The organism is Burkholderia diffusa (assembly GCF_902499115.1).
GTDB classification, from domain to species: domain Bacteria; phylum Pseudomonadota; class Gammaproteobacteria; order Burkholderiales; family Burkholderiaceae; genus Burkholderia; species Burkholderia diffusa.
This window is the reverse complement of sequence record NZ_CABVPN010000001.1, coordinates 392,630-404,625: the sequence shown is the minus strand read 5'-3', so window position 1 is coordinate 404,625 and position 11,996 is coordinate 392,630. Positions and strand designations below refer to the sequence as shown.

The following is an 11,996-nucleotide window of genomic DNA, read 5'->3' as shown; positions in this document are numbered from 1 at the left end:
GCGGAAGAAGCGGAAGAAGCGGAAGAAGCGGAAGAAGCGGAAGAAGCGGAAGAAGCGGAAGAAGCGGAAGAAGCGGAAGAAGCGGAGGAAGCTCGGTACCGGCGTGCGACGCGTGGTACGGCCGACAGGAGGAAGCGGCGCGCGCTGCGTTGGCACCGAACCGTGGCGCTGCACCGGCCGGCATGAACGGCGCGCCAGACGCGCCGGACGCCCGATGCCCCCGATGCGCTCAGTGCGTGCCGGCCTTCGGCTTGCGCGGCGCCTTTTCGAACAGACGGTCGTAGAGCCAGCGCGGCAGCACGTGCAGCACCTTCGCGACGACGCCCATCTGCCATGGAATCACGCGGAACGCGTGCTGCCGAGCGATCGCGCGTGCGGCGCGGGCCGCGAAGCGGTCGGCGTCCATCAGGAACGGCATCCGGTACGGGTTGTGCGCGGTCATCGGCGTGCGGATGTAGCCGGGCGCGATCGTCACGACGCCGACGCCGGCCGGGCGCAACTCGACGCGCAGCGCCTCGAGATACTTGATCGCGGCCGATTTGGACGCGCTGTACGCGCCGGAACCGGGCAGGCCGCGCACGCCGGCGACGCTCGCGACGCCCACCAGCGTGCCGTGGCGCGCGGCCGTCATCGGGCCGACGAACGGCTCGAACGTCGCGACCATCCCGTAGTAATTGATGTCCATGACGTTGCGGAACGTGGCGAGATCGCCTTGTCCGGTGACGGCGCCCTGGCTGATGCCCGCGTTCGCGATCACGACGTCGGGGCAGCCGTGCGCGGCGATGAACGACGCGGCGGCCGTGGCGAGCGCATCGGCGTCGCGCACGTCGGCGGAATAGACGGAGACGGACAGCTTGGGAAAGCGTCGCGCGAACGCATCGAGGGCATCGGTGCGGCGCGCGACGAGTGCGAGCGTGGCGCCCTGGCGGGCGTATTCCTCGGCCATCGCGAGGCCGAGGCCGCTCGACGCGCCGGTGATGAAGACCTTCAGCGGAGTAGTCATGCCGGCGCGCGGGCGGGGATCAGAGTTTCTTGTCCTGAACCTGCTTCACGAGGTAATCGAGCACCTGCGCGGTACCCGGGATGCTGTTCGTGTAAGCCGGGCCCGTCTTGTACTTGCCCTGGACGATGACCGTCGGCACGCCGTCGATCGCGTAGTTCTTCAGCAGCTCGGCCGACTGCTTCACCTGGCCCTGCACGCTGAACGAGTTGTACGCGTCCATGAACTGCTTCTTGTCGACGCCTTGCGTCGCCAGGAAGTCGGCTTGCGCCTGCGGCGTGAGCAGGTAGTTCTTCTGCTTGTGGATCGCGTTGAAGATCGCCGGCGTGACCTTCTCCGAGATGCCGAGCGCCGACACCGCGTAGAACAGCTTCGAGTGCGGGACGAAATCGTCGCGGAAGGCGACCGGCACGCGCTTGAAGTCGATGTTGTTGCCCTGCTTCTTCACCCAGGCCTCGATCGTCGGCTCGAATTCGTAGCAGTGCGGGCAGCCGTACCAGAAGAACTCGATGACCTCGACCTTGCCGGCCGGCGCGGACACCGGCTGCGGCGACTTCATCACCTCGAAGTCCTTGCCGGACACCGGTGCGGCAGGCGTTGCCTGGGCGAAGCCTGCAGCGGCGAGGCCCAGGGACAGAAGGAGCGTGCTAAGCAGTTTTTTCATGTTGTAGACGTCGAATCAGTTGCTCGGGTTACGAAACATAACGGGTTCTGCGTGGGCGCGGCCGGTTGCTTACTGCTTCGTGAAACGGATCACCGCCGTGTCGACACCTGCATCGGACAGGCGCTGACGGGCCGAGTTCATATCCTCGAATTTCGAGAACGGGCCGACGCGCACGCGGAAATAGGTCACGCCGCTGACATCGCGCTTCGACACCTTCGACTCGAAGCCCTGGAAGCCCAGGCGCGCGCGTTGCTGCTCGGCGTCGCCTTCCGTCTTGTACGCGCCGACCTGCAGGAAGTAGCCGGTGTTCGCGTCGTTCGCGGTCGGCGGCTTCGCTGCCGCGGCGGCCGTGGCCGACGAGGTCGGCTTCGGCGTGTTCGCGGCCAGTTGCTGTTGCTGCTGCTTTTGCGCGGCGGCTTGCTGCGCCTGCTTCTGCGCGGCGAAGCGCGCGAGATCGTCCTCGCCGCCTTGCTGCTGTTGTGGGTGTTGCTGCGCCTGCTGCGTCTTCTTCGGCGGCGGCGTGTTGTCGGCCGGCTTCGGCGCGACGGCGACGCCGTTGCCCGAAGACGCATTGTTCGACGCGGTGGTGTTGCTCGAGCCGGTCGTGCCGTTCGTGTCGCCCGACGGCGGCACTTCGACGATCTGCGGCTCGGGCAGCAGGCCGCCCTGGGTCTGGTTCGCGGCCTGGCCGGGTGCGGTATTGGGCGGCGCGGACTGCGCGGCCTGCGGCACCGGCTGGCCGGGCGTCTTGCCCTGCAGCGCGCGGTTCGGGTCGAACTGCTGCGGCTGGCTCGCGCCGTTGTCGGCGGGCGGCGGCGCGACCTTCGACACGAACGGCGACGGCGAACGCGTGATGTAGAGCGCCACCACCACCGCGATCGCGAGGCCGACGATCAGGCCCAGCACGATTCCAAGAAATGTCCCTCCGGCTTGTTTCGATTGCTTCGAAGTTCGGCGTGGTTGTGCCATTGCTTGAGTCACCTGCAAAAAGAATCGTGAAAAGGTCGCGGCGGGCGCTGCCGCGGCCATTCGCTGCCCGGTTCGGGCCGCTTGCATCGTTACATCTTGGCGGGCGCAGACACGCCGAGTACCGCCAGACCATTCTCGAGCACCTGCCGGGTCGCGGCGAGGAGCGCGGCGCGCGCGTTGCGCGGCGCTTCGTCGTCGACCAGCACGCGCTCCGCATTGTAGAACGAGTGGAATTCACCAGCGAGATCGCGCAGGTAGAACGCGACCGCGTGCGGCGCCAGTTCGTTCGCCGCGTGCGTGAGCATGTCCGGATACTCGGCGAGCTTCTGCATCAGCGACACGGCCTGCGGGCTCGTGAGCTGCGACAGGTCGGCGCCCGGCAGCTGCGCCGCCTCGACGCTGTAGCGCGACTTCAGTTCGTTGAGCACCGAGCAGATCCGCGCATGCGCGTACTGGACGTAATAGACCGGGTTCTCGTCGTTCTGTTTCAGCGCGAGGTCGATGTCGAACACGAATTCGGTGTCGGCCTTGCGGGAGATCAGGAAGAAACGGACCGCGTCGCGACCGCGCGTGATGGTCGCCTCGTCGATCAGGTCGGGTGCCGCTTCCTGGCCCGGTGCCGCGCCGCCCGACCATTCGATCAGGTCACGGACCGTCACGTAGCTGCCCGCGCGCTTCGACAGCTTCACTTCCTGGCCGTCGCGCATCACGGTGACCATCTTGTGCAGCACGTAGTCGGGATAGCCCTTCGGGATGCCGACGTGCAGGCCTTGCAGGCCCGCGCGCACGCGCGCGATCGTGCCGTGGTGGTCCGAGCCCTGGATGTTGATCACCTTCGTGAAGCCGCGCTCCCATTTCGTCACGTGGTACGCGACGTCCGGCACGAAGTACGTGTACGTGCCGTCCGACTTGCGCATCACGCGGTCCTTGTCGTCGCCTTCGTCGGTCGTGCGCAGCCACAGCGCGCCGTCCTGCTCGTAGGTCATGCCGGCCTTGACCAGCGCGTCGACCGTCTTCTCGACCCGGCCTTCGCTGTACAGCGACGACTCGAGGTAGTACTGGTCGAATTTCACGCCGAACGCCTGCAGGTCCATGTCCTGCTCGTGACGCAGGTACGCGACCGCGAACTTGCGGATCGCGTCGAGATCGTCGATGTCGCCGGCGCCGGTGACCGGCTCGCCGTCCTTCGCGGCCACCGTCTCGCGGTTCAGGTAGTCGCGTGCGATGTCGGCGATGTATTCGCCGTTGTACGCGGCTTCCGGCCAGCCCGCGTCACCCGGCTTCAGGCCGCGCGCGCGCGCCTGCGTCGAGATCGCGAGGTTGCCGATCTGCACGCCAGCGTCGTTGTAGTAGAACTCGCGGTGCACCGCGTAGCCCTGGCTCGCGATCACGTTCGCGAGCACGTCGCCGAGCGCTGCCTGGCGGCCGTGGCCGACGTGCAGCGGGCCGGTCGGGTTGGCCGACACGAACTCGAGCAGCACCTGCTTGCCCTTTTCGCGATCCGACGTGCCGAACGCGCGGCCCTGGTCGAACACGGCGGCGATCACCGCCTGTTTCGCGGCGGCCGTCAGGCGCAGGTTGATGAAGCCGGGGCCGGCGATTTCGGCTGCGTCGACGAGCCCTTGCGCGGCCGGCTGGGCCGTGAGGGCGGCGACGATCTTCTCGGCGAGCTGGCGCGGGTTCGTGCCGAGCGGCTTGGCGAGCTGCATGGCGACGTTGCACGCGACGTCGCCGTGCGCGGCGACCTTCGGGCGCTCCAGCGTGATGGCCGGGGTGACGAATGCCGCGTCGGCGCCTTTCAGCGCGTGTGCGACCTGCGTGACGCTATCCGCGAGCAGGGCTTCGAGGGTCTGTTTGTGTGCTGGCAGCATGCTGGTAGAAGGCTTCGTTGGTGGCGGCCGGAAACGCCGGCCGGCCGGCGCGCTTTTTAAGCGCGCGTTTCAGGGATCGCAGAATTTTAACAGGTGCTAATATGCCGCTCAGGCGCCCCGCGTCCGCGAGGCCGGACGCCGGTCTGCCGGCGTCCCCCCAACTGCGCCGCGCAGGCACAACAAGATGAAAAGGGAATTGTCATGATTACGTTCAAGAGCAAGGCGGCACAGGATCTCGACGTGCTGAAGGATTTCGCCGTGTACGTGCTGGGCCTCGTCGGCAAGCAGCTGGGCGAACGCGGTGTCATTACGCACGACGAACTGGACCACGCGATTGCGAAGCTGGAAGGCGCGGTCGCGCAGGCGAAGCAGGAGCGCGCCGAGCACGCCGGCCATTTCCACGAGGACGAAGACGACCACGCGCACCACGAAGTGCCGCCGAGCCTGGCGCAGCGCGTGGCACCGTTCCTCACGATGCTGCGCGAAGCGAAGGCCGGCCAGGCCGACGTGCACTGGGGCTTCTGAGCCTCGTCGCCCGGCGACGCCGACCGCAAGATGGGTCCGGCAAGAAAAAGCCCGCTCGATGCGGGCTTTTTATTTGTCTGATCAAAATGCGGCGAGGCCGCCCCGGTCGCGCATCGATCAGAGCTGCGGCGCGAGCGCGCGGCGCGCATCGTCGAGCGACAGCGCCATGCGTCGCGCGTAGTCCTCGAGCTGATCCTGACCGATTTTCCCGACCGAGAAATACGTGCTGTCGGGGTGCGCGAGGTAGAAACCCGACACGCTGGCCGCCGGCAGCATCGCCAGCGAATCGGTCACGCTCATGCCGATCTCGTTCGCCTGCAGCGCGTCGAACATGTCGCGTTTCACGAGGTGGTCGGGGCAGGCCGGGTAGCCGGGCGCCGGGCGGATGCCCGCGTACTTTTCGGCGATCAGCGCATCGTTGTCGAGCGTCTCGCCGCTCGCGTAGCCCCACAGCTCGCGGCGCACGCGCGCGTGCATCGCTTCGGCGAACGCTTCCGCGAAGCGGTCCGCGAGCGCCTTCAGCATGATCGCGCTGTAGTCGTCGTGGTCGGCTTCGAACTGCTTTTCCTTCACGTCGACACCGAGCCCGGCCGTCACCGCGAACATCCCGATGTAGTCGGCGACACCCGTTTCCTTCGGCGCGATGAAGTCGGCGAGCGAGCGGTTCGGGCGCATCACGCCGTCGACCACCGGACGCACGCTCTGCTGGCGCAGGTTGCGCCACGTCATCAGCACTTCCGAGCGCGAGTCGTCGGTGTAGATCTCGATGTCGTCGTCGTTGACCGTGTTCGCGGGCAGCAGCGAGATCACGCCGTTCGCGGTCAGCCAGCGGCCCTGGATCAGGCGCGCGAGCATCGACTTCGCGTCGGAGAACACGCGCCGCGCCGATTCGCCGACGATCTCGTCGTTCAGGATCGCCGGGTACGGGCCCGCGAGATCCCAGGTCTGGAAGAACGGGCCCCAGTCGATGTAGTTCGCGAGCTCGTTCAGGTCGTAGTTCTTGAACACGCGCCGGCCGATGAATTTCGGCTTCACGGGCTGGTAGCCTGCCCAGTCGACCTTCGTCTTGTTCGCGCGCGCCTCGGCGAGCGTGACCATCGGCTGCGCCTTGCGGTTCGCGTGCTGATCGCGGATCCGTTCGTAATCGGATTTCAGCTCGTCGAGGTACTTCGCCGCGCCTTCGTCCGACAGCAGATTCGATGCGACCGACACCGAGCGCGAGGCGTCCGGCACGTAGACGACCGGGCCTTCGTAGTGCGGCGCGATCTTCACGGCCGTGTGCACGCGCGAGGTCGTCGCGCCGCCGATCAAGAGCGGAATCTTCTTCACGCGGAAGTAGTCGTCGCGCTGCATTTCGGACGCGACGTACGCCATTTCCTCGAGGCTCGGCGTGATGAGGCCCGACAGCCCGATGATGTCCGCGCCCTCGACCTTCGCCTTCGCGAGGATCTCGTTGCACGGGACCATCACGCCCATGTTGACCACTTCGAAGTTGTTGCACTGGAGCACGACCGACACGATGTTCTTGCCGATGTCGTGCACATCGCCCTTCACGGTCGCGATGACGATCTTGCCCTTCGCGCGCACGTCGCCGCCCGCTTCCGCGAGCAGGCGCTTTTCTTCCTCGATGAACGGGATCAGGTGCGCGACGGCCTGCTTCATCACGCGCGCCGACTTCACGACCTGCGGCAGGAACATCTTGCCCTGGCCGAACAGGTCGCCGACGATGTTCATCCCGTCCATCAGCGGGCCTTCGATCACGTTGATCGGGCGACCGCCCGCCGCGTCGATCTTCGCGCGCACTTCCTCGGTATCCTCGACGATGAAGGTCGTGATGCCGTGCACGAGCGCATGCGAGAGCCGTTTCTCGACCGGCTGGTTGCGCCACTCGAGGTTCTCTTCCTTCTTCGCGCCGCCGGTCTTGAACTTGTCGGCGATCTCGAGCAGGCGATCGGTGGAATCCGCGCGGCGGTTCAGGATCACGTCCTCGACGCGCTCGCGCAGCTCCGGGTCGAGATCGGCGTACACGCCGAGCTGGCCCGCGTTCACGATGCCCATGTCCATGCCCGCCTGGATCGCGTGGTACAGGAACACGGTGTGGATCGCCTCGCGCACCGGGTCGTTGCCGCGGAACGAGAACGACACGTTCGACACGCCGCCGCTCACCTTCGCGTACGGCAGGTTCTGCTTGATCCAGCGGGTCGCCTCGATGAAGTCGACCGCGTAGTTGTTGTGCTCCTCGATGCCGGTCGCGACCGCGAAGATGTTCGGGTCGAAGATGATGTCTTCCGGCGGGAAGCCGACTTTGTTCACGAGGAAGTCGTACGAGCGCTTGCAGATCTCGGTCTTGCGCTCGTAGGTATCGGCCTGGCCCTTCTCGTCGAACGCCATCACGACCGCGGCCGCGCCGTAGCGGCGGATCAGGTTCGCGTGGTGACGGAACGCTTCCTCGCCTTCCTTCAGCGAGATCGAGTTCACGATCGCCTTGCCCTGCACGCACTTGAGGCCCGCTTCGATGACTTCCCACTTCGACGAGTCGATCATGATCGGCACGCGCGCGATGTCCGGCTCGGATGCGATCAGGTTCAGGAAGCGCACCATCGCCGCCTTCGAATCGAGCATCGCCTCGTCCATGTTGATGTCGATCACCTGCGCGCCGTTCTCGACCTGCTGGCGCGCGACGGCGAGCGCCTCGTCGAACTGGCCGTTGAGGATCATCCGCGCGAATGCCTTCGAGCCGGTGACGTTGGTGCGTTCACCGACGTTGATGAAGAGTGTCCCGGACGTGACGTTGAACGGCTCGAGGCCGGCAAGGCGCATCATGTGATCGGTCATGGCGGTGCGAATTCGTGTGATGTAGGGCGGGCGTTGGGGCTGTCGGTCAGGCGGCGTCGCTGTACTGGCTCGGCCAGCGGCGCGGTTTCACGTCGGCGAGCGCCTTCGCGATCTCGGCGATGTGCTCGGGCGTCGTGCCGCAGCAGCCGCCCGCGAGGTTCACGAGCCCGGCCTGCGCGAATTCCTTCAGGAGGCCCGACGTCACGTCCGGCGTTTCGTCGAAGCCGGTGTCGCTCATCGGGTTCGGCAGGCCCGCGTTCGGGTAGCACGACACGTAGGTGTCGCACAGCTTCGCGAGCTCGGCGATGTACGGGCGCATCAGCGCCGCGCCGAGCGCGCAGTTCAGGCCGAACGTGAGCGGCTTCGCGTGACGCAGCGAATTCCAGAATGCCTCGACCGTCTGGCCCGACAGGATGCGGCCCGACGCGTCGGTCACGGTGCCCGAGATCATGATCGGCAGGCGCTCGCCGGTGTTCTCGAACAGTTCGTCGAGCGCGAAGAGCGCGGCCTTTGCGTTCAGCGTGTCGAAGATCGTCTCGACGAGGAACAGGTCGACGCCGCCATCGAGCAGCGCCTTCGCCTGCTGGTAATACGCGTCGCGCAGCTCGTCGAACGTGACGTTGCGCGCGCCCGGGTCGTTGACGTCCGGCGAGATGCTCGCCGTCTTCGGCGTCGGCCCGATCGCGCCGGCAACGAAGCGCGGCTTGTCGGGCGTGGCGTAGCGGGCGGCGGACTCGCGCGCGAGCCGCGCCGATTCGACATTCATCTCGACGACGAGGTCTTCCATCCCGTAGTCGGCCTGCGCGACCGTCGTCGCGCCGAACGTGTTGGTTTCGACGATGTCCGCGCCGGCCGCGAAATACTGGTCGTGGATCTCGCTGATGATCTGCGGCTGCGTGAGCGACAGCAGTTCGTTGTTGCCCTTGATGTCGCGCGGGAAATCCTTGAAACGCTCGCCGCGATACGCGGCCTCGTCGAGCTTGTAGCGCTGGATCATCGTGCCCATTGCGCCGTCGAGGATCAGGATGCGCGATTTCAGCAGCGCGGGCAGGTCGGCGCCGCGCGTGTAGGGCGCGTCGAGCGGGGCGGAAGCGGCGAGAGGGGTCGCGGACATGGCGGAAGAGCGGTGAAGACGGGAAAACCGTCATTGTAGCCGGTGCGCCAAGGCGCCGCCCGGCCCGCCCCAAATGAAAACCCCCGCCCGGCGAACCGGACGGGGGCTTGGATCGGAGTGCTCGCGGCGCCGCCCGAAAGCGGCGAATGGCCCGGCGATGCGCCGGGCCGCGGGTCGTCAGTGCAGGACGACGGGCATCATCATCAGACTGTCGAACTGTCCGAGGAATTCGTCCACTTCGTCGAGCGACGGTTCATCCTCGATCAGTTGCTTCACGTGTGCGCGGAATCGCTCGGCGAGCTCGCCGTCGATGAAGATCTCGCGCTGCGCGTTCTTGTCGACGATTTCGTATCCGCCGGCATTCATCAGATGGTGGCCGGCCTGCGGCGCAAATTCGACGACGCAGTAGTTGGGGCTGTTGTAGATCATTTGCATGGCGGCACTCCTCTTCGCAGTGGCATCTGGCCTTGTTGTCCCGTAGGTGGGGCAGACCTTGCCGGTTTCAAGGGGCTTGCGCTGCACACCCCGTTCTCCCGTTTGCGTGGGGTGTATCGGGTTAGAAGCCGATATCTATCAAACGTTTCTTATTGTGATCCGGAATACCGAAATAGTTGTTAAAGAGTGTCATCGGCCATTTTGGCGAGAGCTTTAATCGGTCGAAATTGCCGATTGGTCGATCGTTACGGCGCGGGCTGCGACGCTGCCGGCGGCGCAGCCGCTGGCGCGGGCGCCTGCTCCGCGGGCGACGCTGCGGGCTGTGCCGGCTCCATGGCCGGTGCGGCGGAGGCCGGCACGCTGGCGGGCGCGTTCGTTGCGTCTTCGTTCGTTGCGCCTCGCGTCGCGCCATCGGCGGGCGCACCGGGCGGGGCGAGCCGGCCGTGCCACAGCAGCTCGATCTGCGAGCCGTTCGGCTCCGATTGTACGAGCCGCGCGGGCAGCCAGTCGAGCGACGGCGCGAGCCACATGTCGATGCGGCGCGTGTCGCCGTCGCGGCGCGGCAGCCGCATGAAGTGGCGTGCGCGGACGATGCCGGCCTGCGTCTGCACGTCCTCGTCGCCGATCACCGTGATCGGCCAGGTCTCGCCGTTGTTGTTGTCGATCACGAAGAACTGCTGCGTGACGCCCGGCTGGTAGGCGGACGGATTGCCGCGCACGAGCCCCGACAGCTGCATCAGCATGCTGAAGCGATCCTGCACGCCGTCGGGCAGCGGCGCGTTGTTCGGCGTGCGCGTGAAGACCACCTGGCGGATTTCGCGGTTGAAGATCGCGATGTCCTCGGGCCGCTTGCCGCGTTTCTCGACATAGCGGTCGGGCGCGACGCCGAATGCGTCGATGCGGCCTTCGCTGCGGTAGGTGAACGGGCCGACGAACGGCACGGGCATGGACACCGACAGGTCGTAGGTGCGGCCGTCGGTCCGCCAGTGGATCGTGCCGATCATGTTCTGCATCCCGTTGTAGAACGTGTCGTACTGCAGGTCGCCGGGCGGCGGCGGCGCGAACTTCACGCCGCTCGTCGCGGGGCCCGGCGTCGCGGCACTGCCGGCATCGCCGGCCGATGCCGGGTGCGTGCCGGATGCGCCTGCCGCGCCGCTCGCGGCTGAGGCGGCTGAGGCGGCGGCCGGCGGCTCGCCTTGCTCGGCCGTTTGCGTCGACGTGAGGACCGGCTCGGGCGACGGCGCGGGCTTCGGTGCAGATTTCGGTGCTGATTTCGGTGCGGCGGGGGCCGGCTTCGCCGGCGCTGGCTCGGCCGGTCGTTCGGCCGGCTTCGGCGCGGGCTGGCGCTCGATCGGCCGCGGCTTGAGCAGCTCGATCTGCACCGGTATCTCGGCAGGCGCGGGCGGCGTGAACGCGTCGCGGCTGCGCGCCAGCCACACCGCCGCGAGCGCGTGCAGCACCAGCACGACGACGAGCGCGACGCCCACGCGCAGCCAGTGGCGGGGCAGGGCGTGACGAGGACGGGTGTCGGCAGGCGGCATCGGCGAAACGGAACAGGGTTGGGGCGGTCGCGGCGCGCCTCGCGCGTCACAGCCATCGGACCGCCGGGTGCGCCGCGCGTTCGCGGTACATCGCGCGGGTGTCACACGCCCCGCGTGTCAGGCGTCGCGCGCGTCCGGACTATAGCCGAGTTCGTAAGACAGTTTCTGCGCGCATGCACGCAGCGCGGTGTCCATCTCGCCGCCCCACGCGATGTCGAACATGCCTTCCTGGCCGAGCGCGACGATCGCGAGCGCGAGTTCGCCGACCGCGTCGAACACCGGCATGCAGAATGCATGGATCGTTGGCAGCAGCATCCCTTCGACGCGTGCTGCCTGATGCGCGCGCACGTCGGCGAGCACCGCCTCGACCTCGTCGAGCGTGCGCGGGCCGCCGTGATGCGGCGAGCGGCGCGTATCGGCGAGCTCGCGTTCCAGCATCGCCGCGGTCTTGCTGCGCGGCAGGTACGCGGCGAACAGCAGGCCCGTCGCGGAGCCGAGCAGCGGCATCACGTCGCCGAGCTTCAGCGACGCCTTCGCGGGATGGCTCGATTCCATCCAGTGCACGATCGTCGGCCCCTGGTTGCCCCACACCGCGATGCCGACCGTCTGGTCGACGCGGTCGCGCAACTCGGTCAGCGCGATCCGCGCGAGCTTCACGCCGTCGACGCGCGCGAGCCGCGCGAGCCCCATCTGCAGCGCGAAGCCGCCGAGTTCGTAGCGGCCCGACACGGGATCCTGCGACACGACGCCGAGCCGCGAGAAGCTGACCAGATAGCGGTGCGCCTTCGCCGGGCTCATGCCCGCGCGCTGCGCGAGATCGCGCAGCATCATCGCGCGCGGCTCGCTCGTCAGCACGTCGAGCAGGCGGAAGCCGACCTCGATCGACTGGATGCCGGAGCGGACCTTCTCGCCGCCTTCACCATGCTCGCCGGAGCCGGTGTCGTCGGTGTCGGAATCGGCGAGATCGTCGTCGGGAAGCGGGCTGGCGGGCATGGGCAACGGGGCGCGACAAGGCGGCAAGAGTCGGGACGAAAACGGCGTG

General features: G+C 67.3%; 11 protein-coding genes. 2 read left to right on the top strand and 9 right to left on the bottom strand.

Annotated features, from left to right (window positions below; all coding sequences use genetic code 11):
• A partial coding sequence (locus BTE28158_RS01920) for a hypothetical protein (RefSeq protein WP_174919634.1) occupies positions 1 to 186 on the top strand: 186 nt, incomplete at its 5' end.
• 43 nt (positions 187 to 229) lie between these two features.
• Here the strand turns inward: BTE28158_RS01920 and BTE28158_RS01915 are convergent.
• The 4 genes from BTE28158_RS01915 to argS all read right to left on the bottom strand — a co-directional run bounded on the left by BTE28158_RS01915 (position 230) and on the right by argS (position 4,504).
• Positions 230 to 1,003, bottom strand: coding sequence for an SDR family oxidoreductase (locus tag BTE28158_RS01915; protein ID WP_124901990.1), 774 nt, complete (start codon positions 1,001 to 1,003; stop codon positions 230 to 232).
• A gap of 19 nt (positions 1,004 to 1,022) precedes the next feature.
• Complete coding sequence (locus BTE28158_RS01910) at positions 1,023 to 1,664, bottom strand: thiol:disulfide interchange protein DsbA/DsbL (protein WP_059523964.1); 642 nt, start codon at positions 1,662 to 1,664, stop codon at positions 1,023 to 1,025.
• Between the two features lie 69 nt (positions 1,665 to 1,733).
• Complete coding sequence (locus BTE28158_RS01905) at positions 1,734 to 2,633, bottom strand: SPOR domain-containing protein (protein WP_059600016.1); 900 nt, start codon at positions 2,631 to 2,633, stop codon at positions 1,734 to 1,736.
• An 89-nt stretch (positions 2,634 to 2,722) separates the two neighbouring features.
• Positions 2,723 to 4,504, bottom strand: a complete 1,782-nt coding sequence (gene argS, locus BTE28158_RS01900) for an arginine--tRNA ligase (RefSeq protein WP_124626411.1) — start codon at positions 4,502 to 4,504, stop codon at positions 2,723 to 2,725.
• Between the two features lie 201 nt (positions 4,505 to 4,705).
• Between argS and BTE28158_RS01895 the strand changes: the two genes are divergently transcribed.
• Complete coding sequence (locus BTE28158_RS01895) at positions 4,706 to 5,029, top strand: DUF1840 domain-containing protein (protein ID WP_044846191.1); 324 nt, start codon at positions 4,706 to 4,708, stop codon at positions 5,027 to 5,029.
• A gap of 117 nt (positions 5,030 to 5,146) precedes the next feature.
• Here BTE28158_RS01895 and metH read toward each other — a convergent pair whose 3' ends face one another.
• From metH to BTE28158_RS01870, 5 genes are all read right to left on the bottom strand, one after another.
• The gene (gene metH / locus BTE28158_RS01890; RefSeq protein WP_170296419.1) at positions 5,147 to 7,864 is read right to left on the bottom strand and encodes a methionine synthase; all 2,718 of its coding nucleotides are present in this window, start codon (positions 7,862 to 7,864) and stop codon (positions 5,147 to 5,149) included.
• Between the two features lie 46 nt (positions 7,865 to 7,910).
• On the bottom strand, positions 7,911 to 8,978 hold the full coding sequence (locus BTE28158_RS01885; RefSeq protein ID WP_059600019.1) for a homocysteine S-methyltransferase family protein: 1,068 nt from the start codon (positions 8,976 to 8,978) through the stop codon (positions 7,911 to 7,913).
• A gap of 177 nt (positions 8,979 to 9,155) precedes the next feature.
• Positions 9,156 to 9,413: a BTH_I0359 family protein gene (locus BTE28158_RS01880; protein ID WP_006477667.1), complete on the bottom strand. Its 258-nt coding sequence runs from the start codon at positions 9,411 to 9,413 to the stop codon at positions 9,156 to 9,158.
• Positions 9,414 to 9,658: 245 nt separating this feature from the next.
• A complete protein-coding gene (locus tag BTE28158_RS01875) occupies positions 9,659 to 10,954 on the bottom strand; it encodes a DUF3108 domain-containing protein (protein WP_174919633.1) in 1,296 nt (431 codons plus the stop codon).
• Positions 10,955 to 11,071: 117 nt separating this feature from the next.
• Entirely contained in the window at positions 11,072 to 11,947 is an 876-nt protein-coding gene (locus BTE28158_RS01870; protein WP_059523979.1) for an IclR family transcriptional regulator, read from the bottom strand.
• Positions 11,948 to 11,996: the final 49 nt, after the last annotated feature.

Bases quoted from the DNA above. Each gene is read 5' to 3' on its own strand.
- BTE28158_RS01915 (WP_124901990.1), bottom strand. From the start codon at position 1,003: ATGACTACTCCGCTGAAGGTCTTCATCACCGGCGCGTCGAGCGGCCTC.
- BTE28158_RS01910 (WP_059523964.1), bottom strand. From the start codon at position 1,664: ATGAAAAAACTGCTTAGCACGCTCCTTCTGTCCCTGGGCCTCGCCGCT.
- BTE28158_RS01905 (WP_059600016.1), bottom strand. From the start codon at position 2,633: ATGGCACAACCACGCCGAACTTCGAAGCAATCGAAACAAGCCGGAGGG.
- argS (WP_124626411.1), bottom strand. From the start codon at position 4,504: ATGCTGCCAGCACACAAACAGACCCTCGAAGCCCTGCTCGCGGATAGC.
- BTE28158_RS01895 (WP_044846191.1), top strand. From the start codon at position 4,706: ATGATTACGTTCAAGAGCAAGGCGGCACAGGATCTCGACGTGCTGAAG.
- metH (WP_170296419.1), bottom strand. From the start codon at position 7,864: ATGACCGATCACATGATGCGCCTTGCCGGCCTCGAGCCGTTCAACGTC.
- BTE28158_RS01885 (WP_059600019.1), bottom strand. From the start codon at position 8,978: ATGTCCGCGACCCCTCTCGCCGCTTCCGCCCCGCTCGACGCGCCCTAC.
- BTE28158_RS01880 (WP_006477667.1), bottom strand. From the start codon at position 9,413: ATGCAAATGATCTACAACAGCCCCAACTACTGCGTCGTCGAATTTGCG.
- BTE28158_RS01875 (WP_174919633.1), bottom strand. From the start codon at position 10,954: ATGCCGCCTGCCGACACCCGTCCTCGTCACGCCCTGCCCCGCCACTGG.
- BTE28158_RS01870 (WP_059523979.1), bottom strand. From the start codon at position 11,947: ATGCCCGCCAGCCCGCTTCCCGACGACGATCTCGCCGATTCCGACACC.